37 protein-coding genes are annotated in these 26,945 nt (G+C 34.6%); 28 read left to right on the forward strand and 9 right to left on the reverse strand.

All coding sequences use genetic code 11. The features are described from left to right. The first annotated feature begins 5 nt into the window (after nucleotides 1–5). Genes MV052_RS03375 through MV052_RS03390 form a run of 4 tightly spaced genes read left to right on the forward strand, consistent with a single transcriptional unit; the run spans nucleotide 6 to nucleotide 6,662 of the window. A complete protein-coding gene (locus MV052_RS03375) occupies nucleotides 6–1,550 on the forward strand; it encodes a GGDEF domain-containing protein (protein ID WP_297440970.1) in 1,545 nt (514 codons plus the stop codon). Nucleotides 1,551–1,552: 2 nt separating this feature from the next. Continuing rightward, nucleotides 1,553–2,701, forward strand: coding sequence for a bifunctional folylpolyglutamate synthase/dihydrofolate synthase (locus tag MV052_RS03380; RefSeq protein ID WP_366089041.1), 1,149 nt, complete (start codon nucleotides 1,553–1,555; stop codon nucleotides 2,699–2,701). Further along, nucleotides 2,694–3,659 (forward strand): M23 family metallopeptidase, encoded by a 966-nt coding sequence (locus MV052_RS03385; RefSeq protein ID WP_297440972.1) that lies wholly within the window; start codon nucleotides 2,694–2,696, stop codon nucleotides 3,657–3,659. The genes MV052_RS03380 and MV052_RS03385 overlap by 8 nt, the downstream gene beginning before the upstream one ends. 9 nt (nucleotides 3,660–3,668) lie before the next feature. Beyond that, nucleotides 3,669–6,662: a DEAD/DEAH box helicase gene (locus MV052_RS03390; protein WP_297440974.1), complete on the forward strand. Its 2,994-nt coding sequence runs from the start codon at nucleotides 3,669–3,671 to the stop codon at nucleotides 6,660–6,662. Here the strand turns inward: MV052_RS03390 and MV052_RS03395 are convergent. Further along, nucleotides 6,657–7,331, reverse strand: coding sequence for a MerR family transcriptional regulator (locus MV052_RS03395; protein WP_297440976.1), 675 nt, complete (start codon nucleotides 7,329–7,331; stop codon nucleotides 6,657–6,659). The genes MV052_RS03390 and MV052_RS03395 overlap by 6 nt on opposite strands. Nucleotides 7,332–7,421: 90 nt before the next feature. Between MV052_RS03395 and MV052_RS03400 the strand changes: the two genes are divergently transcribed. The 20 genes from MV052_RS03400 to MV052_RS03495 all read left to right on the forward strand — a co-directional run bounded on the left by MV052_RS03400 (nucleotide 7,422) and on the right by MV052_RS03495 (nucleotide 17,745). After that, the gene (locus tag MV052_RS03400) at nucleotides 7,422–7,934 is read left to right on the forward strand and encodes a YeeE/YedE thiosulfate transporter family protein (protein ID WP_297440979.1); all 513 of its coding nucleotides are present in this window, start codon (nucleotides 7,422–7,424) and stop codon (nucleotides 7,932–7,934) included. Beyond that, nucleotides 7,931–8,530, forward strand: a complete 600-nt coding sequence (locus MV052_RS03405) for a YeeE/YedE thiosulfate transporter family protein (protein ID WP_297440981.1) — start codon at nucleotides 7,931–7,933, stop codon at nucleotides 8,528–8,530. Before MV052_RS03400 ends, MV052_RS03405 begins: the two co-directional genes overlap by 4 nt. A 2-nt stretch (nucleotides 8,531–8,532) precedes the next feature. Further along, entirely contained in the window at nucleotides 8,533–9,063 is a 531-nt protein-coding gene (locus MV052_RS03410) for a carboxymuconolactone decarboxylase family protein (RefSeq protein WP_297440983.1), read from the forward strand. A 23-nt stretch (nucleotides 9,064–9,086) separates the two neighbouring features. Beyond that, nucleotides 9,087–9,530 (forward strand): DsrE family protein, encoded by a 444-nt coding sequence (locus MV052_RS03415; protein ID WP_297440986.1) that lies wholly within the window; start codon nucleotides 9,087–9,089, stop codon nucleotides 9,528–9,530. Between the two features lie 8 nt (nucleotides 9,531–9,538). Beyond that, complete coding sequence (locus MV052_RS03420; protein WP_297440988.1) at nucleotides 9,539–9,964, forward strand: thioredoxin fold domain-containing protein; 426 nt, start codon at nucleotides 9,539–9,541, stop codon at nucleotides 9,962–9,964. Between the two features lie 2 nt (nucleotides 9,965–9,966). Next, entirely contained in the window at nucleotides 9,967–10,350 is a 384-nt protein-coding gene (locus MV052_RS03425) for a DUF1566 domain-containing protein (RefSeq protein WP_297440990.1), read from the forward strand. 28 nt (nucleotides 10,351–10,378) lie between these two features. Next, nucleotides 10,379–10,525, forward strand: coding sequence for a hypothetical protein (locus MV052_RS03430; protein WP_297440992.1), 147 nt, complete (start codon nucleotides 10,379–10,381; stop codon nucleotides 10,523–10,525). A 71-nt stretch (nucleotides 10,526–10,596) separates the two neighbouring features. Next, nucleotides 10,597–11,058 carry a rhodanese-like domain-containing protein gene (locus MV052_RS03435; protein WP_297440994.1) on the forward strand — a complete coding sequence of 154 codons (462 nt, stop codon included), beginning with the start codon at nucleotides 10,597–10,599 and terminating at the stop codon, nucleotides 11,056–11,058. Beyond that, nucleotides 11,059–11,760: a c-type cytochrome gene (locus MV052_RS03440; RefSeq protein WP_297440996.1), complete on the forward strand. Its 702-nt coding sequence runs from the start codon at nucleotides 11,059–11,061 to the stop codon at nucleotides 11,758–11,760. 77 nt (nucleotides 11,761–11,837) lie between these two features. After that, complete coding sequence (locus tag MV052_RS03445) at nucleotides 11,838–12,980, forward strand: MFS transporter (protein WP_297440998.1); 1,143 nt, start codon at nucleotides 11,838–11,840, stop codon at nucleotides 12,978–12,980. A gap of 81 nt (nucleotides 12,981–13,061) precedes the next feature. Then, complete coding sequence (locus MV052_RS03450) at nucleotides 13,062–13,223, forward strand: hypothetical protein (RefSeq protein ID WP_297441000.1); 162 nt, start codon at nucleotides 13,062–13,064, stop codon at nucleotides 13,221–13,223. A gap of 10 nt (nucleotides 13,224–13,233) precedes the next feature. Then, nucleotides 13,234–14,010, forward strand: a complete 777-nt coding sequence (locus MV052_RS03455; protein ID WP_297441002.1) for a sulfite exporter TauE/SafE family protein — start codon at nucleotides 13,234–13,236, stop codon at nucleotides 14,008–14,010. Continuing rightward, entirely contained in the window at nucleotides 14,007–14,381 is a 375-nt protein-coding gene (locus MV052_RS03460) for a NifB/NifX family molybdenum-iron cluster-binding protein (RefSeq protein WP_297441004.1), read from the forward strand. Before MV052_RS03455 ends, MV052_RS03460 begins: the two co-directional genes overlap by 4 nt. Nucleotides 14,382–14,389: 8 nt before the next feature. Continuing rightward, nucleotides 14,390–14,677 (forward strand): DUF134 domain-containing protein, encoded by a 288-nt coding sequence (locus MV052_RS03465; protein ID WP_297441005.1) that lies wholly within the window; start codon nucleotides 14,390–14,392, stop codon nucleotides 14,675–14,677. After that, complete coding sequence (locus MV052_RS03470; protein ID WP_297441007.1) at nucleotides 14,677–15,243, forward strand: DUF3365 domain-containing protein; 567 nt, start codon at nucleotides 14,677–14,679, stop codon at nucleotides 15,241–15,243. The genes MV052_RS03465 and MV052_RS03470 overlap by 1 nt, the downstream gene beginning before the upstream one ends. Nucleotides 15,244–15,377: 134 nt before the next feature. Then, nucleotides 15,378–15,608 (forward strand): hypothetical protein, encoded by a 231-nt coding sequence (locus MV052_RS03475; protein WP_297441010.1) that lies wholly within the window; start codon nucleotides 15,378–15,380, stop codon nucleotides 15,606–15,608. Then, entirely contained in the window at nucleotides 15,583–15,918 is a 336-nt protein-coding gene (locus MV052_RS03480) for a type II toxin-antitoxin system RelE/ParE family toxin (RefSeq protein ID WP_297441012.1), read from the forward strand. Before MV052_RS03475 ends, MV052_RS03480 begins: the two co-directional genes overlap by 26 nt. Further along, on the forward strand, nucleotides 15,902–16,558 hold the full coding sequence (locus tag MV052_RS03485) for an MBL fold metallo-hydrolase (protein WP_297441014.1): 657 nt from the start codon (nucleotides 15,902–15,904) through the stop codon (nucleotides 16,556–16,558). Before MV052_RS03480 ends, MV052_RS03485 begins: the two co-directional genes overlap by 17 nt. A 58-nt stretch (nucleotides 16,559–16,616) precedes the next feature. Beyond that, nucleotides 16,617–17,213, forward strand: a complete 597-nt coding sequence (locus tag MV052_RS03490) for a hypothetical protein (RefSeq protein ID WP_297441015.1) — start codon at nucleotides 16,617–16,619, stop codon at nucleotides 17,211–17,213. Between the two features lies 1 nt (nucleotide 17,214). After that, on the forward strand, nucleotides 17,215–17,745 hold the full coding sequence (locus tag MV052_RS03495; protein WP_297441017.1) for a YtfJ family protein: 531 nt from the start codon (nucleotides 17,215–17,217) through the stop codon (nucleotides 17,743–17,745). Here the strand turns inward: MV052_RS03495 and MV052_RS03500 are convergent. The 6 genes from MV052_RS03500 to MV052_RS03525 are packed head-to-tail and all read right to left on the reverse strand — an operon-like array spanning nucleotide 17,732 to nucleotide 22,078. Further along, the gene (locus MV052_RS03500; protein ID WP_297441020.1) at nucleotides 17,732–18,886 is read right to left on the reverse strand and encodes an ArsS family sensor histidine kinase; all 1,155 of its coding nucleotides are present in this window, start codon (nucleotides 18,884–18,886) and stop codon (nucleotides 17,732–17,734) included. The genes MV052_RS03495 and MV052_RS03500 overlap by 14 nt on opposite strands. Nucleotides 18,887–18,939: 53 nt before the next feature. Next, complete coding sequence (locus MV052_RS03505; RefSeq protein ID WP_297441021.1) at nucleotides 18,940–19,617, reverse strand: response regulator transcription factor; 678 nt, start codon at nucleotides 19,615–19,617, stop codon at nucleotides 18,940–18,942. Beyond that, nucleotides 19,617–20,000, reverse strand: coding sequence for a hypothetical protein (locus tag MV052_RS03510; protein WP_297441023.1), 384 nt, complete (start codon nucleotides 19,998–20,000; stop codon nucleotides 19,617–19,619). Before MV052_RS03510 ends, MV052_RS03505 begins: the two co-directional genes overlap by 1 nt. Nucleotide 20,001: 1 nt before the next feature. Continuing rightward, nucleotides 20,002–21,123: a cytochrome b/b6 domain-containing protein gene (locus tag MV052_RS03515; RefSeq protein ID WP_297441025.1), complete on the reverse strand. Its 1,122-nt coding sequence runs from the start codon at nucleotides 21,121–21,123 to the stop codon at nucleotides 20,002–20,004. Continuing rightward, nucleotides 21,113–21,652, reverse strand: coding sequence for a diheme cytochrome c (locus tag MV052_RS03520; RefSeq protein WP_297441027.1), 540 nt, complete (start codon nucleotides 21,650–21,652; stop codon nucleotides 21,113–21,115). The genes MV052_RS03515 and MV052_RS03520 overlap by 11 nt, the downstream gene beginning before the upstream one ends. A 9-nt stretch (nucleotides 21,653–21,661) precedes the next feature. Further along, nucleotides 21,662–22,078, reverse strand: coding sequence for a DUF1924 domain-containing protein (locus MV052_RS03525; RefSeq protein ID WP_297441030.1), 417 nt, complete (start codon nucleotides 22,076–22,078; stop codon nucleotides 21,662–21,664). Between the two features lie 150 nt (nucleotides 22,079–22,228). Between MV052_RS03525 and MV052_RS03530 the strand changes: the two genes are divergently transcribed. The 4 genes from MV052_RS03530 (at nucleotide 22,229) to MV052_RS03545 (ending at nucleotide 25,308) form a co-directional block, all read left to right on the forward strand. Next, nucleotides 22,229–22,633 carry a cytochrome c gene (locus MV052_RS03530; RefSeq protein WP_297441031.1) on the forward strand — a complete coding sequence of 135 codons (405 nt, stop codon included), beginning with the start codon at nucleotides 22,229–22,231 and terminating at the stop codon, nucleotides 22,631–22,633. A gap of 20 nt (nucleotides 22,634–22,653) precedes the next feature. Then, nucleotides 22,654–23,310, forward strand: coding sequence for a response regulator transcription factor (locus tag MV052_RS03535; RefSeq protein WP_297441033.1), 657 nt, complete (start codon nucleotides 22,654–22,656; stop codon nucleotides 23,308–23,310). Beyond that, entirely contained in the window at nucleotides 23,300–24,424 is a 1,125-nt protein-coding gene (locus MV052_RS03540; protein ID WP_297441035.1) for a HAMP domain-containing sensor histidine kinase, read from the forward strand. The genes MV052_RS03535 and MV052_RS03540 overlap by 11 nt, the downstream gene beginning before the upstream one ends. Nucleotides 24,425–24,486: 62 nt before the next feature. Next, on the forward strand, nucleotides 24,487–25,308 hold the full coding sequence (locus MV052_RS03545; protein WP_297441037.1) for an EF-hand domain-containing protein: 822 nt from the start codon (nucleotides 24,487–24,489) through the stop codon (nucleotides 25,306–25,308). 22 nt (nucleotides 25,309–25,330) lie between these two features. Here the strand turns inward: MV052_RS03545 and MV052_RS03550 are convergent, their stop codons facing one another. Together MV052_RS03550 and MV052_RS03555 are read right to left on the reverse strand one after the other, a co-directional pair. Then, nucleotides 25,331–26,443: a hypothetical protein gene (locus tag MV052_RS03550; protein ID WP_297441039.1), complete on the reverse strand. Its 1,113-nt coding sequence runs from the start codon at nucleotides 26,441–26,443 to the stop codon at nucleotides 25,331–25,333. A gap of 10 nt (nucleotides 26,444–26,453) precedes the next feature. Continuing rightward, the coding region (locus MV052_RS03555) for a nickel-dependent hydrogenase large subunit (protein WP_297441041.1) at nucleotides 26,454–26,945 on the reverse strand (492 nt) is incomplete at its 5' end.

Genomic DNA, 26,945 nt, shown 5'->3' on the forward strand with positions numbered 1-26,945 from the left:
TTGTGATGACTATTCAGACGATTATCAACAATACGATTAAACGATTAAAAGCAGAAGGGAAACTCCTAACTCCTGATTTTTATGCTGAAGCTTTCTGTAAAGAAGCAACGCGTGCAAATATGAGAGTTGAGGACTGCAACCATATAGATACTTTTACAAATCTTTTAAATCCACAAATGCAAAAAGATTTGAAAAATTATCGAATTCGAACAATAAAAGAGTTTATTCGTTTTTTAGTAGCAAAACTCAACCGTATGAACCCTTCTATATGCTCACAAATTTTAGAATCGCAGACGCTTCTTGCTAAGCGTGTGCTGCAATCTATAACGCTTTTGCACAATAAGCAAGCAAGTGATTTGGCACTTAAAACTATCGACCTTATAGAAATAGGAGCACAACCGCAACAACTTGATGATATTCGCCAACACTGGGTGAATTTTTTGACGACTTATGATGACACTTTTTTAAAAAAATTAGACAAGTACGGACAGATTGATACGCTAGATTTGAAAAAGAGTATAGAAAAGCTAAACGCAGTGCCTAGTACGCATACAGGAGAGTCTGTAGATTTACAAAAGATTTCAAAGCTTCTTATTGCTTCTTTTGTTCCTTCTATTGCATCAAGTGTGAATGAGACAATTGCTGAAATTAGTCAAAGAATTTCCAAAAATCCAGCACTCCTAGAGCGGGATGATATAGAAAGAGAGATAAAATCGACTATATCTTTGCGTATAGCACTTGATAAAGAGAGCGTGAAGGAGATGGTTGAGTCTATCGATGGCGTTTTAGATAAACTCTCCCTGCGTCTTATTGATATGATAGAGAGTTCGGATAGCTCAAACAGTGAAATTCAAGTCATAAAAAAAGAGTTAGAGTCTTATACAGAAATGTCCACAACGAATTTTAAAGTTGCACATAAAAAGCTTTTTACTATTGCTGTTGCGCTAGAAGAAAATACAGCAGTGTTGAGTAAAAACCTCAAAGGACACAGTGATGAAGTTTCAGCACTGAGTAAGCGTGTTCACAAGCTTGAAAAAGAGCTTGAAGCTGCTAAAAAAGAGTCCAAAGAAGACTTTTTAACAAAGCTTTGCAACAAACGTGCCTTAGATGAATTTATGCAGATAAAAGAGGCGGAGTACAAACGTTACAATCGTAACTTTTCTGTTGTGATGTTTGATATTGATCTCTTTAAAAAGGTCAATGATACCTTTGGACATGAAGCTGGAGATGCTGTGCTTACTGCGTTTGCAAAGATTCTTAAACAAGATTGTAGAACGGTGGATATAGTTGGTCGTTTTGGTGGAGAGGAATTTTTGGCAATATTAAGTGAAACAGATACGCAGGGTGGCGCTCAGTTTGCCCAGAAAGTGAGAAAACATGTAGAGAAAGCTCGCTTTATGTATAAGGGTAAACGCATTAGTGTGACGGTTAGTGCTGGAGTGAGTGAGAGAGCAAAACATATCTCTTTAGAAGCGACGATAAACTCTGCTGATGAATACCTCTATAAAGCAAAACAAGAGGGCAGAAATCGCGTGGAGTATAGAAGATAATTTTGTTAGAAGAATTTTTAAATGCAAAACCACTTTTTTATGATGAAATAGACTGCACACGTATGCCTAGAATTTATGAAAGTATAAAAGAGAAGTTGCAACTCCCTAAGATTATTCATCTCATTGGTACCAATGGCAAAGGGACAACAGGACGATTTTTAGCTTCAGCCTTCTATGCACAGGGTTTTAATACTGGGCATTACACCTCTCCTCATATTATGAACTTCAATGAACGCATCTGGCTAAACGCAAAAAATGTTAGTGATGATTTACTAAACGCAGCGCATGAAAAACTTTTGCTTTTGTTGCGTAAAGAGGATGCTGAAGCATTGAGCTATTTTGAATACACGACTTTGTTAGCAATGCTTATATATGAAGAGTGTGATTATGTCGTGCTAGAAGCTGGACTTGGTGGTGAGTATGATGCAACGGCCGTGTTTGAGAATATACTCACAGTTGTAACACCCATAGGCTTTGACCATGAAGCTTTTTTGGGCTCAAATATTCAAGCTATCGCTCAAACAAAACTAAACGCAGCAAAGCAAAAGATTCTTCTTGGAAGACAGTTACACAAAGAGGTGTATGAAATCGCTCAAAATATAGCAGATGAAAAGGGCTTAACCCTTAGATCTTATACAGAGTTGTTAAATGAAGAGGACCATAAAAAGTCTGCCTTAATTGCAAAAAATAATCATCTTGCCGATTATTTGCAAGAAAATTTAAAACTCTCTATAGCTGCACTGCATATACTCGGACTTGCGTATAAAGTAGAAGATTTTGATAATGCAAAATTATTTGGAAGACTCTCGCAGCTTTCAGAAAATATTTTGCTTGATGTAGGACATAATACTCTTGCAGCAGAGGCAATAGCTAAAGCCCTAGAAGGTAAAAAATATAGACTTATTTACAATAGCTATAAAGATAAAAATTATGTAGATATTTTGCGTATTTTATTTCCAATCATTTCAGAGGTAGAACTTATCGAAGTCAAGGAAGAACGCATAGAAGATGCAAAAAAGATAGAAAAAGCCATAGAAGAACTTGGACTAGCTTATAAACAATTTGATACAATTGAAGCAGATGAAAAATATTTGGTTTTTGGTTCCTTTAGCGTAGCAGAAGCTTTTTTAAAGAAGTATACGCATGGATAAACATTTTACAGTAACAATCCATGATGAAAATGGAGTCAAACAGTTTAATATTCACAAACTTGTAAAAAAGTTCTTTTTTTGGTTTGTACTGTTTCTTGCAAGTGTAGGTGTCATCTCTGCAGGAACAATTCTCTATCTTAATTATAGTGTTGATGAAACACAGAAAAAAAAAGAAAATATAGAAAAAGCCTATAAAAAAATTGAACAAGAAAAACAAGCTCTTGAATCAAAAGTGCAAACTACACAGAACTTGCTGCGTAAGAAAAAAGCCCAACTTGATGAACTTTCTGATTCGCTTAGTGAAATAGAAGAGTTGATAGGACTAAAACCTTTAGAAGCAGACTCTTTACAAGATCGTGTCAATATCACACTCCTCAACTCTGAACAGCATGCAACACTGATGCAGCTTATCCCAAGTGGCTCACCCATAGAATATCATGGCATTACGAGTAAATTTGGTTATAGAACCCATCCAATATTGCATAAGAGAGAGTTTCATAAAGGTAGTGATATGAAAGCAAAGCGCAATACTCCCGTATATGCAACGGCCGATGGGATGGTAGAGTGGGCAGGATATCATAAACGCAGTGGATTTGGAAACTTAGTTATTTTGGTGCATGCTTTTGGATTTAAAAGCTATTTTGGACATCTCAAAAAAGTTGTAGTCAAATCAGGACAATTTGTAAAAAAAGGTGATTTGATCGCGTATACAGGAAACTCAGGCATAAGTAGTGGACCGCATTTGCATTATGAGATTCGTTTTATCCAAAGACCACTGAATCCTTTTTGGTTTATTAAATGGACACCAAAGAATTTTTATCAACTTTTTGAGAAAGAAAAAAAAGTGCCTTGGTTGGCCATTATACAAGCTATGAGTTATATTAAAATAGTACCAATATCGCAAACGCAGTCGCTCTCAAAACTAGAAGAAAAACTCAACACAAATTCAAATAAATAAAGATTAACTATGTCACAAGCAATTTTATACAACTATTTTAAAAAACATGAAAAAAAGGACGACTTAGAACTCTTACTCTGTGAAGATGCTAAAGAAGCACATGAACTTGAAGCCATTGCAAAGTTTTTCAATAAAGATGTGATAGTTTTTCCAGATTTTCGTCCAACATATGGAGATGATTTACGCTCTTATAAAGAAGAGCTGCATGAACTCTTTTTTGCACTACGTAAATACTACGCAATGAAGAAAAAGCCCTTGGTTATCTCTCCTCTAAAAACCTTGCTTTTTGATTTGCCAAAAGAGGAAATTTTAGGATCAACTACTTTGGAATTTGGCAGTGAAATTGAACTTACTGCGTTTAAAGAACAAATGTTGTTTTGGGGTTATACCTTTGTAGATATGGTGCAAGTTGAGGGGGAGATCTCCCATCGGGGCGACATTATAGATATTTTTGTCCCTTCATCTAAAAATCCTGTTCGTATTTCACTTTTTGACAATGAGATAGAGCAGATAAAAGCTTTTGAACTTGAAACGCAGCGAACGCTTGGCGTGGACCTTGAAGAGGTAGAGATATATAGTGCCTTTTTCTCCCTTAATGAAGCATCGTTTAATAAACTCAATGAAAAGGTACAGCGCAGTGAATTTGATGCACTCAACCGGGACGTAGCTTCTTTAGGTTTTTGGCATCTGGACGAGCTTGCTGAGAACTTTATGGCAAACAAAACTGTCAAGCTTGTACGTAATTTAGAAGCTACACTCAAAGATGCATATGGAATCAACAATCCACAAATTTCAAGAGATGCCTTTGAACTTGAAATACTTGAAGAGAATGATGAAGTCAAAGAGCTTGTCGTTGCTAATGTAGAGCAGCTCCTAAAAGTGCATCGGGATAAAAAAATAACCCTCATAGCAGCGAATAAAGCAACCATCAAACAAGCAGGGATTTATGACACTACAAATATAACTGTTGTAGAAGCTCCTTATATTTTAAATATTTTGACACCTGATGCAATTGTTATTTCACTCAATAAACCTGATAAAAAAAGAAGACGAAGAAAAAGCTCAATACTCCTTGATGACCTCAAAGCTGGGGATTATGTTGTGCATGAAGATTATGGTGTGGGTATCTTTGAAGAGATTGAACAGACTGAAATTCTTGGCGGTGTCAAAGACTTTATCGTTATCAAATACGTAGGCGAAGATAAGATTTTACTTCCAGTGGAAAATCTTGACTATATCGACCGCTATATCGCAGGAGGTGGTTCTACCCCTGTTCTAGATAGACTTGGTAAAGGGAGTTTTGGTAAGTTAAAAGCAAAAGTACGTAAAAGGTTACTTGAAATTGCTAGTCAGATTGTCAATACTGCAGCCGCACGAGCGCTAATAAAAGCACCAAAAATTTCACTTACAAAAAAAGAGCTCAAAGAGTTTCAAGCACTTGCAGGATTTGAATATACAGATGATCAAACGCAGTCAGTGGATGAAATACTAGCTCAAATAAGTTCAGGTCATATTATGGATAGACTCCTCAGTGGTGATGTTGGTTTTGGAAAAACAGAAATAGCACTCAACACTATATATGCGGCATACAAATCGGGGTATCAGTCTGCTTTTATCGTTCCTACTACCTTGCTTTCTGCACAACACTGGCGCTCTTTGGATGAGCGTTTTTCTGGTATGGGGATTCGTTATGCTAAGCTCGATAGATTTGTCAGTACAAAAGATAAAAATGCCATCATAAAAGGCTTGGCGAGTGGAGAGATTGATTGTGTTGTGGGAACACATACTTTATTTGGACTTGAGTTTAAAAACCTTGGTGTGGTTATCATTGACGAAGAACATAAATTTGGTGTAAAACAAAAAGAGAAGATAAAAGAGTTGTATCATAATGTGCATCTGCTCTCAATGAGTGCGACACCTATCCCCCGCTCACTCAATCAAGCGCTTAGTTCCATCAAGACTATGAGTCAGCTCTTAACCCCACCAAGTGAGCGTCAAGGTGTGAGAACTTTTGTAAAAGAGTATGATGAAAAACTTATAAAAGAGGTCATCCTACGAGAGCTTCGTCGTGGGGGACAGGTTTTTTATGTGCATAATTCTATCGATCATATGCCTATAAAAATGGGTGAACTCAAAGCACTCTTACCAGAACTGAGAATTTTGATGCTTCATTCTAAAATCTCAGCTGTTGAGACAGAAAAAGAGCTACTAAAATTTGAAGCTGGTGAGTATGACTTGATGTTAGCGACGTCTATCATTGAGAGTGGTATTCATATGCCACGTGTTAATACTATCTTAGTTGATGGGGCAGATAGGTTTGGTATTGCTGATTTGCATCAGCTTCGTGGTCGTGTTGGTCGTGGACATAGTGAAGGTTTTGCTTACTTTATTGTACAAAATAAAGAGAACTTGACAGATGAAGCAAAAAAACGTCTTTTAGCACTTGAATCAAACTCATTTTTGGGTTCAGGCTCAGTTCTTGCGCATCATGACCTTGAAATACGTGGTGGTGGAAACTTGGTTGGTGATGCACAAAGTGGACATATCAAAAACATTGGCTATTCGCTCTATCTTAGAATGTTAGAAGATGCCATAAAAGAGTTGAGTAACACAGTTCAAACGCAGCGGGCAAAAGTTGACATCAAGCTGACTATCTCTGCATACATCTCTGATGAAGTAGTGAAAGAAGATAGACTGCGTTTAGATATCTACCGTCGCCTTTCTCAAGCTGAAAATGCTGTTGAGATTTATGAGATAGAAGAAGAGCTGATAGACCGTTTTGGTGAGCTTGATGAGCCGACAAAACAATTCTTTGAGCTGATGGTTATCAAACTCCTAAGTGTAGATAAAAAGATAAAATCCATAGGAAATTATGGTCAAAACATCACTTTTACCTATTTTAATGAATCAAAAGAGACAATAAAATCAGACTCAAGAGATGATGACGACATTATCAAAGCGACACTTTTTTATCTCAGAAATGCTAAACCAAAAGTATTATAATTTCATCTCATCTTTTAATGCTTTATGGAAAATTGTGTAAGTTGAGCGTTTAAAAATATAATCTTTTGCAGTGAAAAGTGTTTCAAACATAATTTTCCATAGTCGTGAAAAATTATCTTCTTTTTTCAAACTACATAAAGTAATTTGCATTTTGTATTCTAGTTCGGCTAGTTTTTTTGCGTGTTCTAGGTACTCTTTGAGTATTGTATACTCAGTATGTTCTTCTAAAAACATTTCAACAAGATGGATAATAGAGGCTTCTTTTTGTGTATATTTATCTTGTAAAGGCATAATGATTCCCTCACGCAATAATTTGGCTAAAAGTTCTTTGTCAATATCATAATGTTCAATAAACTCTTCTTTTGAAAAGTATTTTGCATCAGGGGCAATGCCACTGAGAGTTTGCATGAGGGGTGTCAGCATAGTATATGAACTCGAAAAGGAATTGTTTTTATTTGTAAGGCTAAATTTTATCTGCTCATTTGTACTGCCTAGTTCGTCTTTCATATATCGAATATACTTGAGAAGTTCTATATGCTCATCATTATAGCTATGTACATTACTTTTTAATTTTTTGGCTTGAGGTAAGAGACCTTCTTTGATGTAATAAAGTATAGTAGATTTTGGTATACCTGTTTTAGCAACTACTTCTGATATTTTATATTCCAAATATATTCCCTATATAATTTTTTCTTAAGTATTATAGCATATAATTCAAAACGTAAAGTATCACTTTACACTTTATATAAAGGATTTTGAATGCCAAGACAAATACCATGGTGGATAGGTGGAATTGCAATGAGTTTGCTTTTTTACTTCAGCTTTTCAGGTTTTGGGGCAAATCGTCCCATAGGTGCTTCAACGGGGATGGCGTATCTCTCTACAATACTCTTTGGATTGGATGCAGAGCATTATGAATATACAGCACAGATAGAGCAATCTGGCGCATGGGAAGGTGTAATGCTAATAGGTGTATTGTTTGGTGGTTTGTTTACATCTATCTTTCTTACAAAAAGTTTTCATATCAGTTTTATTCCCACACTTTGGAAAAAAAGAAAAAACAGTTCTGTAAAATCACGAATGTTATGGAGCTTTATCGCTGGATTTTTACTTGTTTTTGGGGCAAGACTTGCTGGAGGTTGTAATGCAGGGCATATTCTCTCGGGTGGAAGTCAGTTGGCTGTAAGTGGTATTATTTTCGCTATTGTAGCACTTGGTACAGGTGTAGTGATGGGAAGGTTTTTTTATAAAGCAAAGGAGTGCAAAAAATGATGGATAGAATCGTTAATATGTTTCATATAGTGGCAAATGAAGGGCACGGATCTGTTTTTGTAGTTTTAGTGATAGGGTTCTTTTTTGGGGCGATTATTGCCTATTCTCGTTTGGATAAATTTGAGAAGATGGCTGGTTTTATGATATTTGAAGATACTTTAGTACCTCGTATGGCGATGACTACTGTAGCACTATCAAGTGTCGGATTTTATTTTCTAGTTCATTTTGGTTATGCTACATTTGCCGTGAAACCTATTTTATTGACAGGATTAGTTTTGGGCGCTTTTCTTTTTGGTATTGGCTTAGTGATACTTGGAAAATGTCCGTCTGCTTTTTTTGTTTCTGTTTCTGAGGGAAGAGTTGATACTTTTGTTGGTGTTTTAGGCGGTATGGTTGGAGGTGCTATTTTTACTTATTTATATCCCCTGATGAAGGTCTGGATGGGCCCAGATCTTGGAACCCCTCAAGTATTTGATTATTTTATAGATCATAGTTTACTTGTTGTACTTATTTTTAGTACAATACTGCTAATTACTGCGTATTTTCTTCCAACCATAGAGTTTAGAGACCCTGCAGATTTTAAAGAAAAGGAATAACAATGGCACATATTACACTACCTGAATTTGAAGAGATGACACCTGCTGTCCAGGATAAGGCGAGACCGATTTTAGAAAAGACAGGCTCACTAGGAGAGATATTTAAACTTTTAGCGCTTGATGAGAAGATTTATTTTGCAACAGATGGAATGATTCAAAAATATCTTTTGGATGAGACTTTGCTCTCTTATGATATAAAAGAGGCAATAGCCTTGCTTGTTTCAAAAGAGAATGGCTGTAAAATGTGTGTGGATGTCCATAAAAATATCGCAAAAATGTTGGGTTTAAGTGAAGAAAAGATTGAGCAGATTTTACAAGGTATAGATACAATGGCCGTAGATGCAAAAGAAAAAGCACTTTTAAAATTTTGTATAAAAGCAGCACAAAAAGATAACTATAAAATCCTCAAAGAAGAGATTGATGCTCTTAAAGCAATGGGCTGGAGCGATAAAGAGATACTTGAAGCTGTAGCAATTGTGGGGTACTTTAACTACATCAACACACTCTCAAATGTATTTGGACTTGGTGAGTAAATTTTTTTTGGAGAGTAAAATAGATGAAAATAATAATATTGACCTTGATGATTTTTCTAAACTTGCAGGCTAGAGAATATAAGGTAGTGTTTGATTGTAGTTCTAGCGATGCTCACTATGTTAAAAGTCGTATGTGGTTAATAGGAAAAACGATGGATATGATTGAGAAAAAAGGCGATACTGTAAAAGCGGCATTAACATTACATGGTTCATGTGTGGCTATGGTTTCTAAAGACTTCGATATGATTGTTCCTGACGAAGAAGTCACAGAGGTACAGCAGTCACAAAAGTATCTAAAAGCGCTCTCAAAACGAAAAAATATTTCTATAACAGTATGTGCTATGTCTTTAGCTAGCAATGCAATAGAACAATCCGAGGTATTGCCATTTATTAAAATTTCATCAAATAGTTTTCTTGATACAATTGCTTATCAAAATGATGGTTATGCATTAATGAGTTTCAAATAGGAAGAGTGATGAAAAAAATAGTTATATTTTTATGTTTATTTGCAGGAAGTTTTCTCTTTGCAAATGAAGCACATGATCTGGCCACAGAGTTACACTACTTAGAATCCTATAAGCAGGGAGTACAAACAGCAAAAAAAGAGCATAAACTTATGATGCTTGTAGTGGTGGAAGATGGCTGTCATTGGTGTAAAAAATTTAAACGCACAACTTTGAGTGATGAGGGTATAAAACAAGAGTTGCAGGGAGTTGTAAAAGTACTTGTAGATCGTTATGCTAACATGCCACAAAAGTATGAGAGTAGGTTTTTTCCCATGGTCTATTTTATAGATCCTAAAACACAAAATATTTTAGTAAAATCATATGGCTATAAAACAAAAGCGCTTTTTAGACAAGAGATACAAAAAGCGACAAAAAAATTGAATAGTTTGGAGTAATTATGAAATATATACTACTGTTACTAATAAGTGTAATTGTACTCAATGCAAAAGATAATGAACCGCTTGTTGATGCACAGCAACATCTTATGTGGGGTGTCTGCACAGAACAAACAAACCCTGACCAGACTTATCCTTGGAGATTTGGGAAGTCATTTTGTGATAATTCTTATAAATATGGATATAGTGATTGGCGACTACCAAGACCCCAAGAAATTCAAAAATCCATTGAAAATGGCACATTGAAAAAAATACGTCTTGGGAGTTATTGGACCTCTAGTGTTGATCCAAAAGCTCCAGAAGATAATGCTCTTGCAGTCTATTCAAATGGTCATGTTCATGCTCTTGAAGTATGCGGTGCTGCCTACGCGCTTTGCGTGAGATAAACAAAGATAAAAGACACAATGTATAAAAATGCTTGGAAGTATTGTCGGGAGTTCTCTCTTATGGAGAAAAATTAGTAATTATAAACAGATGCTCTCTTTGAGTTTTATGTTTATGATTACTGCGTTTAGCATAGCCTTTTTTGCAGATGATGTTTATTTGTTGGATTATTATTAAGTTTGCAACTCAAAAGTGAGCCTATTAACAAATAAGTTATATAATACTTATAAAAATTATAAGGATATTTTATGAACAAGATATTGATAGCTCTTTTAGGGTTAGGTTTAACTACAGCTGTAATGGCATTTGATACAACTAAAGCAAATGAACTTAATAAGTTCTATTCTCATGCAACGCACAAGGCATTGGCACACTCAAAAACCTTTATAAAAGGTGATGCTGTGATGAAAATGTATAAAGATGGAAAAGATTTTACCATTCTTGATGTCCGTACTGATGGTGAGGCTTCTGTTGTTGCTTTGAGTGCAAAAAATGCACTTCATATTCCTCTGAGCAAACTCTTTTTAAAACAAAATTTAGAAAAACTTCCACTTAAAAAACCAATAGTTTTAGTATGTCACTCAGGAACAAGAGCAACCATGGCTATGGTTGGGTTAAAAGAGCTTGGGTTTAAAAATGTTCATGTATTAAAAGGTGGGCTTATTGGTTTAGCTACAGCGGATAATCCAAAAAATGCACCATTACAATAAATGATGTATAAATCTCTTTTTCTTGCGACTCTCGTAGTTTTTAGTGGTTGTGCGCAGCAGGAACATCATTCAAATCTTGATGGTAAAAAGCTTTTAGAACAAAAATGTTCTCAGTGTCACAATACTGACTTACCACCGAAGACTTTTGCCGATGAAAAAGCACCGCCTATGATGGCTGTTGCTTTTCATATAAAAGATTTTATTCATGCGAGTAGTGAGAGTGATAAGATTCCAAAGGCGATAGAATTTGTCAAGGATTATGTAGTAAATCCAAGTGCTTCAAAATCTTTTTGTGATAAACAAAGCCTTAAAGAGTACGGTGTTATGCCTTCACAAAAAGGTAAAGTAACGCAAGATGAGCTTCAAGCTATAGCTGAGTATATGTTTTCACACTACACCTTACAAAATCTCACTCAAGCACAAATGCTAGAAAACAGACTTGCAAAAATGCCAAAAGGAAAACGACTTGCTTTGCAAAACGGATGTTTGAGTTGTCATAAGATAAACAAAGATTTAGTCGGTCCGTCTTTTCATACAATTGCCAAACGGTACGATGGTAAAATGACCACTATTGAGCAAAGTATAAAAAATGGTTCTTCTAATAAATATAAAACTTCACGCGGTGCAGTAATGCCTGCTTTTGCTAAAAAGATAAGTGATCAAGATATAAAAGTATTGAGTGAGTGGATTGTACAGAGATAAATTTTATTTATTAAATTAAGAATATTTATAATTTTTATATATTTGACTTATGAACATATGCCCGCTATAATTCGCAGATGAAAAAGAATTTAATAGTAACAGTTTCTCTTGCACATTTAGTGCAAGATACTTACTCCGCGTTTTTAGCACCCATTTTGCCTTTGCTTATTGAAAAGCTTGGTTTATCACTTGTGATGAGTGCATTTTTAGATATTGCACGTAAGCTTCCTTCATTACTTAACCCTTATTTTGGACTTTTGGCAGAGAGAAGAGATGCTCGGTATTTTGTGATATTGTCTCCCTCTTTGAGTGCTTTTAGTATGTCTTTGTTAGGTGTAGCAGATAATTATGTCATTTTAATTTTTCTTCTTGTTTTGGCTGGCATTAGTTCAACGCTCTTTCATATACCCTCTCCGGGAATGATAAAAGCATCAGCAGGTGATAAACTTGGTCGTGGTATGAGTTTTTATATGGTTGGTGGAGAGCTAGCTAGAACGCTGGGACCTTTGCTTATCACGGGTGGTATCTCTTTGTGGGGGCTAGAGGGAACATGGCGACTGATGCCTTTTGGTTTTGTAGCATCAATCATTTTGTACTATAAACTCAAAGATTTTCAATTTACGCAAACAAGCTTTACAAAAAAGAGAGAAAAGGGCGACAGCTGGCGTGAGCTTAAAAAGTTCATTCCTCTTTTGGGTGTGATGAGTGGATTTATGTTTTTTCAATCAGCTATGAAGATGGCAGTCACACTCTACCTTGCCGTCTATCTCACCGGACACGGATTTTCATTGTGGTATGCAAGTGCTGCATTATCAGTTTTACAATTTTTTGGGGTTGTTGGAACTTTTCTTTCAGGTAATCTCTCAGATAAATTTGGCAGGCAAAGAACCTTAGTTTTTATGTCGAGTGGAGCCGCATTAACTATGAGTGCATTTTTATTTGCAGATACTGTTTATACAGTTTTTCCACTTTTGGCACTACTTGGAATTTTTATGTTTGCAAATGGACCCATTATGCTTTCAGTGATCCATGAGTTAGATACAAAAATGCCGACTTTTATCAACAGTGTCTATATGAGTATTAATTTTAGTATTAGCTCTATAGTAGTTTTACTGATGGGATTTTTTGGGGATGTTATAGGGCTTGATGCAACATATGAAATTGCAACTGTCATGGCTTTTATTGCTATTGCTTTCGCATTTAATATAAAAAAAGCTTGACAATCTGAACATATGTTCGTTATAATGCGAACATATGTGCATAAAATTACAAAAGTATCGAAAAGATACGAAGGAAAAATTATGAGAAATGGAAATATTTTTAATGGACGCTGTCAAGGTCAAGGTCAAGGACAAGGACGTGGACAAGGACAAAGAAATAGACGAGGACAAGGATGTGGACGTGGTCAAGGACAAGGAAATGTTAACGGCATGCAAAGAAGAAGAAATCTAGGTAATGTGTAAGTTTTAAAGCATGGATTCGGTAAATATAGTATCAATAATAACCATAGCTTTTTTAGGATCGTTTGGGCACTGCATAGGAATGTGTGGTGGCATTGTAGTAGCATATAGTACGACGAAAATATCTGATGAGTGGAGTAAAACAAAACAATCAATTGCACATATTTTATACTCTGCTGGGCGGGTTTTAACATACACTATATTAGGGGCTATGTTTGGCTTCTTAGGTGGTGTGGCTACTTTTAACAATCTTACAAATGGCTTGATGCTTATATTTGCCGGAATATTTATGGTTTTGGCTGGTTTATCATTATCAGGTAAAATCAAATTTCTAACGTTACTAGAGCATTCGTTTGCAAGTACTTCATGGTATACAAAACTCTTTAGAGAACTGTTACAAACAAAATCTCTTGTAAGTTTTTTTATACTAGGGATGCTTAACGGACTACTTCCCTGTGGGCTTGTTTACTTTTTTACTATAACAGCAGCAAGTACGGCAAGCCCATTGTATGGGGCATTGGTAATGTTTATATTCGGCATTAGTACAATTCCTGCACTTTTTTCTTTAGGATTTTTTGTTGGGTTGTATAAAAATGGTAAATTTAGAAATATTATGATGACACTCGCAGCTATAAGTGTTGTGATTTTTGGAATATATACTATGCGAAATGGGTATTATTACATAAAATATCCACAAAAAACAGTAAGTCAATGTTGTGAATTTGACCCAGATAAACAAAATAATGAAATAAAAAAGAACGATAATTTAAAGGAGATATACCAAAAATGAAAATAGTTTTAGCAGTAGATGAAGATAAAAAAACAATAGTAAAAAGAACAGGGCAAAGTGCTTATTTTGCAATTTATGAAGATGATAAACTTGTTGATTTAGTTCCAAACAAACACCATGATGGAGGGCATCATGCCCACAGAGAGCATGAAGAACATGATCACTCTGAGATGGGACATGAAGAGCATACAAACTCTCATAGAAAAGATGTTGCAGCCTTGAAAGATTGTGATATTATTTTAGTACAAGCTGTTGGTGAAAATATGAAAGAGGCACTGGAATCTATTGATCTAAAAGTTAAAAAAATACGACAAAAACATGGCACAACGGCAGATGAGGTTGTTGCTAACTTTTTAAATGGCAATATTTAGGTGAGAGTATGAGTCCAAGAAGAGTTGTTCAAAGACATATAGATGCAGATCATAGTGGTATCTGTTTTAAACCTTGTGGTATTAAAAGAGCAAACCTTGAGAGAGTAGAGCTTTTTGAAGATGAGATGGAAGCTATTCGCTTGGCTGATTTTGAAGGGCTTTACCAACAAGAGTGTGCTGATAAGATGGGCATCTCACGAACAACTTTTTCAAGGCTTATAGAATCAGCAAGAAAAAAAACAGCAGATGCACTGCTACATACAAAAGCATTAAGAATTTTTAAAGAGGATGAATGATGAAAAAAATTATAGTATCAACAGTCGTTGTAGCGATGAGTGCTACATTTTTAAGTGCAACAACAAACCAAGAGATAAAACAAGAGGCAAAAGCTGCCATTATGAAGATGGGTAAAACACTTCAAATGCATATGAAACAAAACATGAAAGCAGGTGGACCAGTCCAAGCCGCAGCATTTTGTTCTGACAAAGCTAGAGGCATTGCCAAAGAAGTAAATGCAGGGTATGAAAAAGGTGTTTCAGTCAAAAGAATCTCTCTAAAATACAGAAACCAAACAGACAAACCAACAGCAGATGAAGCAAAGGTTTTACAAGAGTTACATACTGCGTTTGACACAAAAAACTCTCTTCCAAAAATGCTTGTTAAAGAAGTAGGTAAAAATCATTATAAAGTTTACAAACCAATTTTCATAAACAAAGGTGTTTGTCTCACTTGTCATGGCACAAATGACGTAAGAGATGAAGAAGCATATAAACTTATAAAAGCAAAATATCCAAATGACAAAGCAGTTGGATATAAAAAAGGCGATCTTAGAGGTGCTTTTGTTGTTGATATTGTAAAATAGGGAAAAGTATATGCCCATTACAGCCATTTAATTAAGCTTTGGAAAGGTGAGTGCTGTTCATTCAGATAGTAGGTTTGTGGATGATGGGCTATAATTAACTCATTTGTGTTAAAATACAATTAGAGGAAAAGATTATGATAACACTTAAAATTCAAAATCCTGAAATAGAACAGATATTTTTAGAAGGATTTAGTAGTAACAAAGAGATGTTTTTTGATTTTATAAAAGAAAACTACAATAAAATGATGTTGCTTAATAGTCTGGAAAAATCTGTATATCAAGCAAAACTCCAAAATTCAAAAGAACTAGATGAAATAAGCTTAGATGACTTAATTGCAGATGTTAAAAATAGTACCAACTCCTGAATTTGTAAAACAGGTTAAAAAACTTGCAAAGTCTTATAATAAGATAGCCACTGACTTAGAATTGCTAAAAGAAGAATTATTATTAAACCCAAGGCTCGGCACAGAACTTGGAAATAAATGTTTTAAAATTAGACTTGCAAATTCTTCTATTCCTACTGGTAAAAGTGGTGGTTTTAGAGTTATAACTTATTATCTTGATCATCAAGGTGTCATCAGATTACTACTGATTTATACAAAGACACAGAAGGAAAATATTTCAGATAAAGAGTTAAGTGAAGTGCTTAGGAAGTTGAATGAAAATTCTCTTTGATAACTATAAAGTATGCGACAGATGCCACTCATTATGGGGTTTTAGTGCTTATTTTGAGGAGTATAAACTTCTTTTAGATACAGGGAGTAATGGGCGTGTGCTTTTGCAAAATATGCAAAAAGTGGGTGTTGATGTTCAAGAGATAGAGTACATCTTTATCACCCACTCTCATTGGGATCACATTGGTGGCCTTGACAGTATAATAGAACTCAATCCTAATGTAACACTTTTTGTACCCGCTTCACTCTCTAAACATCTCATCAATGATTTAAAAACTTTAGTAAAAAGTGTCATCGTCTGCGGTAAAAAACCGCAAAATCTTTTTGGAGATCTCTACACAACAGGGCTTTTGGGTGAGGAGATGCCAGAGCAGTCACTCGTCATAGATACCCTCACGCCAACAGTAGTAACTGGATGTGGACATTTTGGCATAGAAAATATCACAAAAGTGGCTCGTGAAGTGATACAAAAAGACATACTCTGCGTGATGGGCGGTTTTCATCTACTTCGTAGTGATGAAGAAAAGATTTTAAATACCATAAAAGTACTCAAAACAATGGGTGTCAAATATGCCAAGCCGACACACTGCACGGGAGATGAAGCCATCTCACTTTTTGCAGTAAATTTTACAGAGAATTAACATTAAGCTAACATGATAGGTATATACTTTCTCTTAAATAAACAGTAGGAGAAAAGATATGGAATATCCAGAGTATTTTAGCAGTATCGAGTCTATTCGTCTTTATGATGATTTAAGTCAGTTTTTAGGTGTCAATAAGGATGGTCTTGTAGAGATTAGTTACTTAGATATAGTCAAAACAGCAGGGCATAGTTGTGCTACCGTGGCAGGAGCATATATAGTTGCACTCAAAGGTTTAGAAGCTCTTTATCCAGATGAACTTCCAGTTAGAGGGAAGATAAAAGTTGAAATTCAAAAAGCGCCAAGAGTTGAAAATGCGGGTGTAGTTGGTTCTGTTTTATCAAATATCACAGGAGCTACGAAAGATTATGGATTTGGAGGTATTCCTACGGGTAAATTCAATAGACGAGATTTGCTTTTTTTTGAAGCAGATATATCGTGTGATGTTCGTTTAACACGGCTTGATACGCAAGAAAAAGTAGCGATAAACTACAAACCACAAAAGATTGTTAACCCTATGGCAATTCTAAAAAGTGCTATAGTGCCAAATGCAACAGCAGAAGATAAAGAGAGTTTTCCTCGAAGATTTCAGGAAATGGTTCAAACAGTATTTGAAAATATAGATGAAGTTCTAGAGATAAGAAAAGAGCTTTAAGATGAAAAATAAACTCTTTCTTTTATCAATACTTTGTGCGATAAATCTTAGTGCATTAAGCTTAGGAGATACTCCTAAAGAAGTTGTTTTATCGGGTGAAAATGGATCTCTTGTTCATGATGCTAAACCATGGAATACGGCAACGCTCAAAGGAAATGTAAGCGTAATTTTATATATGGATCCGGATAAAAAAAGTGATAATGAAGGCTATATGCAATCCTTAATAAAATTTAAAAAAGAGAATAATTTGGATTTTACAATTGTTGCTATAGTAAATCTTGCTGCGACATGGAAACCAGATTTTGTTATAGAAAAACTTTTGGCATCGAAACAAAAAGAGTTTCCAAATATTGTTTATGTAAAAGATAAAAAAAGCTTTTTTGTAAAAGAATGGGGATTAGAAGATGACGCTTCTAATCTTTTGATTTTAAATAATAATGGTGAAGTGGTGTTTTATAAATCTGGTAAATTAGATACTATAGAGCGACAAAAATCTTTTCAAGTTATAAAAGAGTTGCTCAAGAAATCGTGAAAATATTTTTCCCATCTGTATAGCTATAGTGCAGTGAGAGATGATGTTTGTCTAAAATTGTTTTTACAAGAGAGAGTCCAATGCCAAAACCTTTTGTTGTTCTTGCGTATTCTCCTTGTGTAAAGTTTTCACAGTAATATGCAAGGGGATGTTCTAAAGATTTCCCCAGATTTTTTACGATGATTTGTTTCTTTTTTACGATTATTTCTATTGGAAGTGTTTGAGCAAATTTAAGTGCATTGTCTATAAGATTTTTAAGAGCCATGCTCAAATAAAAGAGATCTCCTTGCATAGCAAAATTTTCATCAATACGAACCTGTATACTTGTTTCATCTTGCAGCAGGAGTTGAGACAATGCTTCAGTTATGAGTGTTTCAACAGTAAAATCATCCCGATGCAGAAGATTTTGTTGTTGCTGAATTTTTTCAAGAGAGAGGAGCTCATTTGTTAACCTGTCCATATCATAATTTGCTTGCGTAAGAATTTTTTTGTAGGGAGTCTCTTCAAGCATCTCTAAAGCAAGTTTTGATTTTGTAATAGGGGTGCGAAGTTCATGCGCGACATTTCGAAGGAGTCTCTCCCTTGTATCAATAAGATTTTTTATCTTTTGTGCCATTTTATTGAACTGTTTTGCCAGCAAACCAATTTCATCATTGCTTTTTTGTTCAAGTTGTATAGTGTAGTCACCATCTCCAAACTTTTGAAGATTATATGCTATTTGTTTGAGCGGATAGAGAAGTTTAACAACAAAAACAAACAGAAGTATCAAAATCAATATATCAGCTACAATAAGATAATCAAGAATAGCTATTTCATGAAGATAGTGTTCCTCTCGTGTGTCAGTGAGTGTAAGAGTATCATCAAGATAGTGCATAACAAGAAAGTGTTGCTGTTTTTTGTTTTGTAAAATTTTCACACCTGAAAAGTCATCTTTATGTATATATACGGTAGTGTAAATCTCATTTTTCTTTAAAACAACTCTTTTAAACTGAAGTTCTTTGATTTTTTTTTCTAATTTTTGCGTATTATTATTTGCTAAGTATGTAAATAGCTCTTTGGCAGCATATTGGTAATGCTCCTCTATAAGAGAGGTAAATGTGTTTTTGGTTAACACTTCATTTTTATAGGAAATATAGTACATGAGAACAAAGCTTAAAGAAAAAAGCAGAGATATTTTCAAAAAAATTGACATTTTTATTTTCCTATAAACTTATATCCTATACCCCAAACCGATTTGATATATTTTGGGTTTTTTGCATCATCACCTATTTTTTGTCGCAGATTGCTTATATGCATATCAACACTTCTCCCTTTTGTTTCATATTCAATCCCTTCAATAGCATTGCAAAGGAGTTCCCTTGAGATAATTTTTTCGCTGTTTTGCACAAAAAAAAGTAAAATATCAAACTCGATTTTTGTTAAATCTACTCTAAAGCCATCTATTGTAACCTCTTTTTTATTTTCATTTATAGATAAATCAGCTACTTGTATTATTCCATTTTTTTGTACTCTTCGCATAATGGCATTGATGCGAATAATCAACTCTCTTGGTTCATAGGGCTTTGAGAGATAATCATCAGCTCCTGCTTCAAAGGCAAGAATTTTGTCACTGACTTCACCTCTAGCAGAAGAGATAATGATAGGTATGTCAGAATTTTTACGCAGTTGTTTGCATACATCAAACCCATCCATCTGCGGAAGCATTAAATCAAGTATGACAAGACTATAAGTCTCTTTTTTAGCGGAAAAAGTTTTAAGCGCATCAAGTGGGTTAGCAAAAACAACAACATCAAAATTGTAGTTTTTTAGATACTCTACAAGAAGATTTTGTATATCAACATCATCTTCAATAAGCAAAATAGTCTTACTCACTATTCCACCTCCCAATCATCAAAATATAAAAGAAATTGTTCTCTTTGTTGTTTATTGAGAATATCATGGAGTTGTCTTAAAAAATTATTTTCAACCTCTATAGCTTTTTTATAAAGTTTTTGATTGATTTTTTCTAACTCTTTTGTATTGAGTGTTTTTTTCATGAAAACTCTTTGTTTTTGTTTTTGTATCTTATTTTTTAGGTTTCTATACTCCTGCAAATCATAACGAAATTGTTGTAAAACTTTCTTGATTTGCTGTTTTTGTACTTGTGTAAGCGCTATATGTGAAAACTCTTTTTGCATATGTTCTGTGTGATGATATTCATCATTGTCTGCAACAAGAGCAGAAAACAGAAGCAGTAAAATAAGTAATATTTGCATACTATTCCTTTGGAAGGTGTATATCTTTATCGTTAAGCAAGCCATGCTCAAAATTTTTATGGCAGGCCTTACAGTTTGATTTTTTTTGTACCTTGGCACTTTGAAAAAGCGCTTTGTCTATATTTTTATGCCTTTGTATCCAATAAGGCGTTTGTGTAATGGCAATTGTATCCTTATTTTTCATTGATTGCATAATTTTAAGTGCTGATTCTTTTGTAGAGTGCTGCGCTGCATGACTTAAAAGATAATTTTTAATACTAAGCCTATCTACCTCTTCTAAAGAGGCATCATCTCCAAAATGATCTTCTAAATTATTCATCATGATTTTCCATGAGTTCTCTGGAAGTAAAAAAGGTGGATAGAGAATGTGACAAGAACTACACTCCTCAAAAAAGAGTGCATGTTCTTGTTCATAATTGATGTGAGTATTCCCATCTTTTAACAAAGGATTGTCAGAAGATGATAAAAGGTAGAGTAAAAAAAGAATGGATGTCGCTACCCAAACAAAACCAAAGATTTTTTGTCCAAATGTAAGTATAAGGTTTGTGGCGTTTGCATTTTTTGTGCCATCAATCATAGATGTTATTGCATCACCTTTATGCACAAATTTATCTACCAATACACCTGCTATGTGAGCCAAAACAACAAGCATAAAAGCATTGGCAATAACTTCATGCAACTCTTCAAAAAGCTCCATCTCTTTAAAATATGTATGGTTTAAAAAAGAAAATATCCCCATTCCTTCTTGTGTACCATAGACTAAAGCACCACTCATTCCTGTTAAAATACCTAATATAATCATCGCTACAACTGCCCAAGAAGCAGCGGGATTATGCCCTATATAGGATTTTTTTGGATGAAAGATGTGAGTCAAATAATCAAACAAATCATGAAGGTTAAAAGTAAAGTCACTAAATTTTGAATAGCGTACATTCATAAATCCCCATACAATCCTAAATAAAAAAAGCACAACCATGGTATATCCAAAAGCAGCATGAAAACTAAGAAGGTTGTCAAAATCACTTGTTATATAGGCAATGCTTACACATATAATGAGTAAAATATGAAATATTCGTGTAAAAATACTCCACACAAAAGTTTTTTTTGTCATATCAGTCATCATCCCATCTCCCATAATTTGGTATAGCTATAAAGCTTTCTGAGTAGAGTCCTTTGTCTGCTTTTGTATGACATGCTGCACAATTTGCAAGTGAGCGAACCTCTTTTTGTATGATAAATCTTTTTGGAATTTCATAGTGTTCATGTTTAAAGTAAGGTGTTTGTGTAATTGCTATTGGAGTTTGTGATGACGGTATGCTCCTGTCTATTTTTTTGCTTCTTTTATACTGATGCGCTTTGTCTGCACTGTTTTTTATAAGATATGCAAGCAGTGTTTTTCTATCTTGCTCTTCCAATGAAGCATCTGTTTGAAAATGATCTTCTAAATTTGCCATCAGTTTTTTCCATGAACGCTCAGGTAAAAGACCTGGCTGATAAGCAAAATGGCATGAACCACACTCCTCTATGTAGAGTTTATTATCTACTGGTTTAACACCTGCTTTTTTTGCACCAAATGAAAAACCTTCTTCAAACCAGCCATCACCATACACTAAACTACCTGCAACGAGTAATAAAACAAATATCTTTTTCATAACCTTCTCCTATTTTTTATTGACTATATAAGTGATAACATCACCCTTTTCTTGCGCTGTTCCTGTTCGTGTATATACATCACGAAAGTTGCGACGCAACCATTTTTTTACACTTTTTACTTTTGTAAATCGTTTAGGATTTGCAGAGGGGGAGAGTGGCTCGATAACTTTCCCCGTCGAGATATTTTTGCCGTTTTGTGTCAAATCGTCTCCATGGCATGAAGTACAAGTAATCATCTTGCCTTTTTTCCCGATATGTTTAGATGTAAAAATCTGCTCACCTCGACTGTAACTAAAACCGGAAAAATTGCTATTTTGCTTTTTAGCTTCTTGTGTTAATTGTTGCATATATTTTTGCATCTGTGGGTTAAAATCAAATGCAAACAGTGCATTAACAAGTAGTGGGGCTAAAATAAACTGTTTCATAAAACGCTCCTTTTTTTAGATAATAAAAGTATGCGCTTTTTTTGTCAAGAGATGCAAGAAGGTTTCTTTACACTTTCTTTACACTTTAATTAACATTACATAAACATTCTGTTTATAGAATATGTTTTTATTACATGTAAGGAGCTTATTATGCGAAAAATTATAGTTGGTACAGTTATGTTGAGTTCACTTTTATTAGCACAAAGTGCGCAGGAGATTATAAATGAGAATGGATGTCTCTCTTGTCATGCAGTAGCAAGCATGAAAAATGCACCTGCTTTTGCTGGTATTGGGAGAAGAAATACAAGGTTTTATGGAGATGATGCAAAAAGTATTATTATGAGCAGTATACGAAATGGATCTCAAGGGAAGTATCGTCGTTTTGCAGATAGCGCAATGCCACCTTATGCAAACTTAACACCAGAGCAGTTAAGTGTATTGGCAGATTATATCTTGGCACAGGCACCAAAAGCAAGAGGACGCGGTATGGGGCAAGGTATGGGAATGGGTCAAGGAGGAATGGGTCAAGGAGGAATGGGAAGAAGCAGTTATTAAAGTGTGTTATACTCTTTGTTATGAAAAAAGTATTAGTAGTAGAAGATGATATTGATTTAAACACGACAGTTACTAAATATCTTACAATGAAGGGATATGCATGCTTGAGCGTATATGAAGGGAAGCGTGCTGTAGAAAAAGTATATGAAGAAACTTTTGATATTGTTATATTGGATGTAAAACTTCCAAATCAAGATGGATTTTGTGTAGCACAGGAGATACGAAAAAATTCAAACATTCCAATCATTTTTTTAACATCTCTTAACTCTCAAAAAGATGTAGAGCGCGGCTTTTTAAGTGGTGGGGATGATTATATAACAAAACCTTTTTCTCTTGCTGAACTCTTTATGAGAGTAGAAGCTGTTTTACGCAGGGTTTATCAAAACAATTCGATACTTATAATGGACGACCAACATACATTTGATACACAAAGTCTCACACTCTACAAAAATGGCATACCTGTGCATCTGACAGAAAAGGAAACACTGTTACTGAGTTTCTTTTTGCAGAATAAAAACAATATACTTAGCCGTAGAGAAATATTTGACAAGCTGTATGATTTTTCTGCTGAACCAAGCGATGCTTCATTGCGTGTATTTATCAACAGTTTACGAAAAAAAATTGGTAAAGAAAAAATAGAAACAATTAAAAATTTGGGTTATAGATATGTTGGCTGAAAAGAGATCTTTTCAAAGGTTTTTATTTGTCTATGTTTTTTCCTCGTTGTTGCTTTTAGGATTTGGAGTATGGTTTTATTATCAAATGAGCTACCAGCATATTGCACAAAACAATATCAATAGTTTAAAATCAGATATTGAAAATTTTATTAAAACCAATCACAAAAATCATTTTATAAAAACAGGGATTCCACCGCAGTACAATAATAAAAAAATAGCAATTTACATAGATAAAAAATTCAAAACCGGTTTTTTTAAACCTGTAGGTATCGATTTTTCAAAAGAATACTTTATAAAGAATGAAGATATATATTATTTACACAAAGAGCATAAGCGTTGGGGTGATGTTTATTTTATTACCTCTAAGAATATTAGTAGTGCAATAAAAAATTTGCAAAAAAATATAATCTACTTTATGCTTGTAAGTGGACTTTTTATTATTGCTGTCTCTTTTGTTTTAGGAAAAATATTTTTAGAACCTATGCGTTTGGCACTAAAGAATATAGAAGATTTTATAACTGACGCTACGCATGAGATTAACACTCCACTTAGTAACATATTAATTAATATAGAACTCTCCAAAGAGCTGGAGCCCAAGTGTGCAAAAAGTGAAGAGTTTAAAAAAATTGAAAATTCTGCATTACGAATTTCAAAGTTGTTTGAAGATTTAAGTTTTGTAAATTTGCAACATAAAAAAAAGCAGCATGTAGAGAAAATTGCATTTGATCAACTTTTAAAAAAACAAATTGGCTTTTTTGCGACTTTTATTAAAAATAAAAATCTTCACATCGAAATGCAAATAGAACAAAAAGAGTTGAAAATTGACAAAGAAGATGGCATACGCCTTGTCGATAATTTACTTTCCAATGCAATAAAATACTCTCCTTTGCATGCAACAATAACAATAAAACTGAATGAAAATTATTTAGAAATTATTAACGCAGGATCAATAAAAGCCAAAGAAAAAGTGATAAAAAAATTTGAAAGGGAAAATAAAAGTGAAGGTGGTTTTGGTCTTGGGCTTTATATTGTGCAAAAAATTTGTGTAAATTATAATTTACGCCTGGAAATAAAAAATCACAAACAAAAAGTATCGGTAAAAGTCTTCTTTTAGACCAAATTTAACATCATCTTAACATGTAAATGGCATAATAAACAAAACTAAAGGAGTAAGATATGAAATCTTCAATAATAAAAGTAGTAGGTTTAGTGGGTTTAGCTACATCTGTTTTTGCATCACCGAGTGCAGAGAAGGTGTTTGATGCTAAGTGTGCCATGTGCCATATAAAAACGATGCCACAAGATTTTTCAACGATGGTAGCACCAGCTTTGATGGGCATGATGCGTCATGTAAAAATGGCATATCCAAACAAAGATGAAGCTGTAGCATTTATTGTTGATTATGTGCGTAATCCTAGTAAAGAAAAAGCTGTCTGTATGCCACAAAAAATTGCTCGTTTTGGTTTGATGCCTTCACAAAAAGAGAATATTTCAAAAGAAGAGTTAAAAGAAGTTGCTGAGTGGATGTTTGAAAACTATCCTCCAAAAAACTTTGCCTGTGCAGCACGCATGAATGGTAAAGGTGGGATGAATATGATGCAAAGAGGTATGGCTAATCGTCCAACATTTGCAATGTTTGATGCAAATGGTGATGGAGTCATTACAAAAGAAGAGTTTGCTAACTATAGAGCATCAAGAATGCAGCAAAGAATGGGTATGATGCAAAAGCAAGGAATGCAAAAACAGGGAATGGGACGCAATCGTTCTACATTTATGGATTTTGACTTAAATAAAGACGGTTATATTACAAAAGAGGAGCTGTTAAAAGTTCGCAAACAAAAACAAGAAGCACGAGCAAAATCAGGAATGATGATGAGAAATGCTTCAAAGGCACCATCATTTGAGAGTATGGACGCTAATGGTGATGGAAAAATTTCACCGCAAGAGTTTCGTGTATTTCGTCAGTCTAGAATGATGAAAAGAATGCAGGGACAATAAAAGAAGTGAATATGAAGATGATTTAATCATCATCTTCATCATCTTCATCATCTTCATACTGCGTTTCAGTTGATGGATCATAATTTATTGCACTAAGAGTTGTTGTCCCAATTTGGGGTGTTTTCCACTCCTGACCATGACATTTGTAACAACTTACATTATTAGAGATTTGTGTTCCACGAAGATCCATTCCATGACAAAGGGTACAGCTTGCAGCACCATTACTCTCTACCCATTCTCCATGACCATCTTCATCTTTCCATAAATCGGTAAAAGGGTGCACAATTTTCCCACTAAAAGTTTTTTGTATAGTTTCTCCAGAGTGGCATGTTAAACAGTTTTGTGCACCTACTAAATTTGGTTCACTTAGGTTTACATGTACTTTGTGCAGTGCATTTGTAAGCGATGGATATTTTTTCTGTCCACTGAGCATTACACCATTTATTCCATGACAAGATGTACATGAGACAACTTCGCCATTATTGACTTTTTGCTCAAGTGTTGTGTTGTGTTTTTGATCATGAATGCGCAAGATGTTTGTCTTAAAATCAACTTCTGGATCTGGGTTGTTCGCTGGATTGCTCCCATACGCTAAAGGATACTCACTTGTTGAAGCATGACAGGCAATACAGTTTTGATCTCCACCATCATAGAGTGTTACCTTATCTCTTGTGACAACACTATTATTTGCATCAACTGCTTCAATCCAATAAGTCGGATAGATATCTTTTTTGTCTACATAAGAGACACTGCTACACTCTTTTACATATTGTTTTAAAGTGGTGTCGTAGCTGAGTTCAAATGCAATGTTTGGATCTCTTACCTGCTTGGCATAAAGACGATACCCTGTAGGATGACTACCAGGTATACTAAAGTCTACTAATCTCGCTTTGATGCTATTTTGATGCGGTCTCAGAGAAAAAACCTTATCTTGATTACAACTAGAGTTTGCAAGCGACTTTGCAAATACGCGTGGAGTATACCAAGTATTGAGTTTATTAGCCTGTGTTGGCATAACAGTTGGCGTTGTAACAGTTGGCGTCGTTTCAGTGTTAGTGGTATCTCCACCGCCACAGCCTGTAAACAAATAACTAAAAAGTGCAACAGTAAGCAATTTTATATGTAATTTTTTCATAACAGATTCCTTATAGAATTACAGGATTGATTTTATAAGAGCTTAGCTCTTTACCTTGCGTGTCCATTACATGTACAGCACAAGCAATACAAGGATCAAAACTATGAACAGTTCGTAACACTTCCAAAGGCTCATCAATATTTGAAAGTTTTACACCTATAAGACTCTTCTCATAAGCACCAAGTCTTCCAGCATAATCCCTAGGCGCGGCATTCCAAGTAGAAGGAACGACAGCTTGATAGTTAGTAACCTTTCCGTTTTCAATTTTAACCCAATGTCCAAGTGCTCCACGAGGAGCCTCCTCCGCACCAAACCCTTGAGCACTTTGACTTGCTGTATCAAAGTCAAATTTGCTCCAGCTTGTTACATCTCCTACTGCTATGTTACTGCTAAGTTCATCAACCCATGAGCTAATAACATCGCTAATAAGTTTACTCTCCAATGCTCTTGCTATTGTTCTTCCTGTTGTTGAGTAGAGACTTTGTAGTGTTTTTCCTGATTT

It is taken from the genome of Sulfurimonas sp. (genome assembly GCF_026988655.1).
GTDB lineage: Bacteria > Campylobacterota > Campylobacteria > Campylobacterales > Sulfurimonadaceae > Sulfurimonas.

Excerpts from the sequence above, each read along its gene's own strand:
- MV052_RS03375 (WP_297440970.1), top strand. The coding sequence starts at position 6 with ATGACTATTCAGACGATTATCAACAATACGATTAAACGATTAAAAGCA.
- MV052_RS03385 (WP_297440972.1), top strand. The coding sequence starts at position 2,694 with ATGGATAAACATTTTACAGTAACAATCCATGATGAAAATGGAGTCAAA.
- MV052_RS03390 (WP_297440974.1), top strand. The coding sequence starts at position 3,669 with ATGTCACAAGCAATTTTATACAACTATTTTAAAAAACATGAAAAAAAG.
- MV052_RS03400 (WP_297440979.1), top strand. The coding sequence starts at position 7,422 with ATGCCAAGACAAATACCATGGTGGATAGGTGGAATTGCAATGAGTTTG.
- MV052_RS03405 (WP_297440981.1), top strand. The coding sequence starts at position 7,931 with ATGATGGATAGAATCGTTAATATGTTTCATATAGTGGCAAATGAAGGG.
- MV052_RS03410 (WP_297440983.1), top strand. The coding sequence starts at position 8,533 with ATGGCACATATTACACTACCTGAATTTGAAGAGATGACACCTGCTGTC.
- MV052_RS03415 (WP_297440986.1), top strand. The coding sequence starts at position 9,087 with ATGAAAATAATAATATTGACCTTGATGATTTTTCTAAACTTGCAGGCT.
- MV052_RS03420 (WP_297440988.1), top strand. The coding sequence starts at position 9,539 with ATGAAAAAAATAGTTATATTTTTATGTTTATTTGCAGGAAGTTTTCTC.
- MV052_RS03425 (WP_297440990.1), top strand. The coding sequence starts at position 9,967 with ATGAAATATATACTACTGTTACTAATAAGTGTAATTGTACTCAATGCA.
- MV052_RS03430 (WP_297440992.1), top strand. The coding sequence starts at position 10,379 with ATGCTTGGAAGTATTGTCGGGAGTTCTCTCTTATGGAGAAAAATTAGT.
- MV052_RS03435 (WP_297440994.1), top strand. The coding sequence starts at position 10,597 with ATGAACAAGATATTGATAGCTCTTTTAGGGTTAGGTTTAACTACAGCT.
- MV052_RS03440 (WP_297440996.1), top strand. The coding sequence starts at position 11,059 with ATGATGTATAAATCTCTTTTTCTTGCGACTCTCGTAGTTTTTAGTGGT.
- MV052_RS03445 (WP_297440998.1), top strand. The coding sequence starts at position 11,838 with ATGAAAAAGAATTTAATAGTAACAGTTTCTCTTGCACATTTAGTGCAA.
- MV052_RS03450 (WP_297441000.1), top strand. The coding sequence starts at position 13,062 with ATGAGAAATGGAAATATTTTTAATGGACGCTGTCAAGGTCAAGGTCAA.
- MV052_RS03455 (WP_297441002.1), top strand. The coding sequence starts at position 13,234 with ATGGATTCGGTAAATATAGTATCAATAATAACCATAGCTTTTTTAGGA.
- MV052_RS03460 (WP_297441004.1), top strand. The coding sequence starts at position 14,007 with ATGAAAATAGTTTTAGCAGTAGATGAAGATAAAAAAACAATAGTAAAA.
- MV052_RS03465 (WP_297441005.1), top strand. The coding sequence starts at position 14,390 with ATGAGTCCAAGAAGAGTTGTTCAAAGACATATAGATGCAGATCATAGT.
- MV052_RS03470 (WP_297441007.1), top strand. The coding sequence starts at position 14,677 with ATGAAAAAAATTATAGTATCAACAGTCGTTGTAGCGATGAGTGCTACA.
- MV052_RS03475 (WP_297441010.1), top strand. The coding sequence starts at position 15,378 with ATGATAACACTTAAAATTCAAAATCCTGAAATAGAACAGATATTTTTA.
- MV052_RS03480 (WP_297441012.1), top strand. The coding sequence starts at position 15,583 with ATGTTAAAAATAGTACCAACTCCTGAATTTGTAAAACAGGTTAAAAAA.
- MV052_RS03485 (WP_297441014.1), top strand. The coding sequence starts at position 15,902 with ATGAAAATTCTCTTTGATAACTATAAAGTATGCGACAGATGCCACTCA.
- MV052_RS03490 (WP_297441015.1), top strand. The coding sequence starts at position 16,617 with ATGGAATATCCAGAGTATTTTAGCAGTATCGAGTCTATTCGTCTTTAT.
- MV052_RS03495 (WP_297441017.1), top strand. The coding sequence starts at position 17,215 with ATGAAAAATAAACTCTTTCTTTTATCAATACTTTGTGCGATAAATCTT.
- MV052_RS03500 (WP_297441020.1), bottom strand. The coding sequence starts at position 18,886 with ATGTACTATATTTCCTATAAAAATGAAGTGTTAACCAAAAACACATTT.
- MV052_RS03510 (WP_297441023.1), bottom strand. The coding sequence starts at position 20,000 with ATGCAAATATTACTTATTTTACTGCTTCTGTTTTCTGCTCTTGTTGCA.
- MV052_RS03515 (WP_297441025.1), bottom strand. The coding sequence starts at position 21,123 with ATGATGACTGATATGACAAAAAAAACTTTTGTGTGGAGTATTTTTACA.
- MV052_RS03520 (WP_297441027.1), bottom strand. The coding sequence starts at position 21,652 with ATGAAAAAGATATTTGTTTTATTACTCGTTGCAGGTAGTTTAGTGTAT.
- MV052_RS03525 (WP_297441030.1), bottom strand. The coding sequence starts at position 22,078 with ATGAAACAGTTTATTTTAGCCCCACTACTTGTTAATGCACTGTTTGCA.
- MV052_RS03530 (WP_297441031.1), top strand. The coding sequence starts at position 22,229 with ATGCGAAAAATTATAGTTGGTACAGTTATGTTGAGTTCACTTTTATTA.
- MV052_RS03535 (WP_297441033.1), top strand. The coding sequence starts at position 22,654 with ATGAAAAAAGTATTAGTAGTAGAAGATGATATTGATTTAAACACGACA.
- MV052_RS03540 (WP_297441035.1), top strand. The coding sequence starts at position 23,300 with ATGTTGGCTGAAAAGAGATCTTTTCAAAGGTTTTTATTTGTCTATGTT.
- MV052_RS03545 (WP_297441037.1), top strand. The coding sequence starts at position 24,487 with ATGAAATCTTCAATAATAAAAGTAGTAGGTTTAGTGGGTTTAGCTACA.
- MV052_RS03550 (WP_297441039.1), bottom strand. The coding sequence starts at position 26,443 with ATGAAAAAATTACATATAAAATTGCTTACTGTTGCACTTTTTAGTTAT.